Source organism: Burkholderia sp. E168m23, from assembly GCF_016586125.1.
In the GTDB taxonomy this organism is placed as follows: Bacteria; Pseudomonadota; Gammaproteobacteria; order Burkholderiales; family Burkholderiaceae; genus Burkholderia; species Burkholderia orbicola.
The window spans coordinates 1-1,332 of the sequence record NZ_BCPP01001372.1 but is presented as its reverse complement, the minus strand read 5'-3'; the positions used below and the strand labels follow the sequence as shown (position 1 = coordinate 1,332).

Genomic DNA, 1,332 nt, shown 5'->3' with positions numbered 1-1,332 from the left:
TCCTGCTGTGCGAACACCTCCGGCTTTTTCTTTTTGAGATTCTCGAGGTTGATGAGCTTCCATCTCAGGGCCGGCAACTCGCGCAGATGCGCGTATGGCATCAAGGACCAGTCCGGCTCGGCCCGGACCAGCGATATCAGGAATCGACGATGATTCTCCGTGAGCGATGCGGGTAGTTCCCGATGGAGCCGTTCTTGAGTTGTTTCGAGCACCGCCAGGTCGACGGGCTCGACCGTCATGCCGACGAAATCGGAGTCATAGGCCTCTGCCATCGAGTGCTTCGGTCCAAACAACACTTCGTGAATCGGCCTGTTATGCCCGGACAGATAGCCCACGAACGCATCCACGATATCCGGGCGCAACCCGTGGTGCGCATACATATGCATCACGTCGAAAAGATCGCGCGGATGCTGGCGGTCCAATGCGGCCACCAGCTTGCTGCCATAGAGCTCCGCGTCGTGAAGCGTCGGGACTTCGATGCTGGTGCTGAATGTGTCCTCGGCTTGCTTCGTGAGGAGGCGCCGGACGGGGTCGAGTAACGTGCCCCGGAATATGTAGTTGACCTCGACCTTGACGGCGGTCGCGCCGGAAATGACGACGAGCTTCACGTCGTCGCCCTTCGCTTTCCCGGATGAGGAGGCAGCCGAGAACTCCGTCGCATGTCCCTCGGCCTCGATTTGCTTCCGGGTTCGATCCAGCTCCTGGTCGATCGCATCGAGCGCTTCTTCGCGGTTCAGGCCTCGATCGGTGAACACGACATCGATATCGACCGACAGACGTGGCATGTCATGGAGAAAGAGGTTGAGTGCGGTACCGCCCTTCATCGCGAAGCGCGGCGTGTCGAAGACGATCGGTGCAATCGAGAGCATCAGCCGGACGGTGTCTACGTAGGTCTGGTTCATCACGGTTTGAGTGTGAGTCGCTTGCCGTTTTTCATCTTGTTCGACCATCGCGTGCCTTCGCCGAGACGGTTGACGTGCTTCTGGAGTTCTCGTGCCCACGGAAAATCCGCACCTTGTCCAAGGTCCCGCACCAGTCGTACCACCTTCACGCTCGTACAGTGATGTAGAAGTACGTCCAGCGTTTTGACGCGCAGGTTGCGCAATCCGATCACCAAGTTGGATGCTTCCTCTAATGACTGTCCCTTTCCGATGTCGCTTGCAAGCTCCAGTATGGCTCGCTCCGGCACGGAAACAAGCACGTCGGGTCCCCCGGCGGGAAGCTGCGTCAGCCCGAACGAATAGGGCAACGATTCGTCGAACAACGCAGTGGTCTGGTACGTGTAGTGCATGTGCTCCGCGACCCATGAGGGGATGCGATAGGGTCTCGGGC

Annotated in this window: 2 protein-coding genes; both read right to left on the bottom strand. The window is 58.9% G+C overall.

The window, feature by feature from the left end; genetic code table 11:
* Positions 1-902 (bottom strand): nucleotidyl transferase AbiEii/AbiGii toxin family protein (locus JMF90_RS37395; protein ID WP_201326371.1); only part of this gene is annotated, 902 nt, incomplete at its 3' end.
* Positions 902-1,332 (bottom strand): type IV toxin-antitoxin system AbiEi family antitoxin domain-containing protein (locus JMF90_RS37390; RefSeq protein WP_201326370.1); only part of this gene is annotated, 431 nt, incomplete at its 5' end. The genes JMF90_RS37395 and JMF90_RS37390, both read right to left, overlap by 1 nt.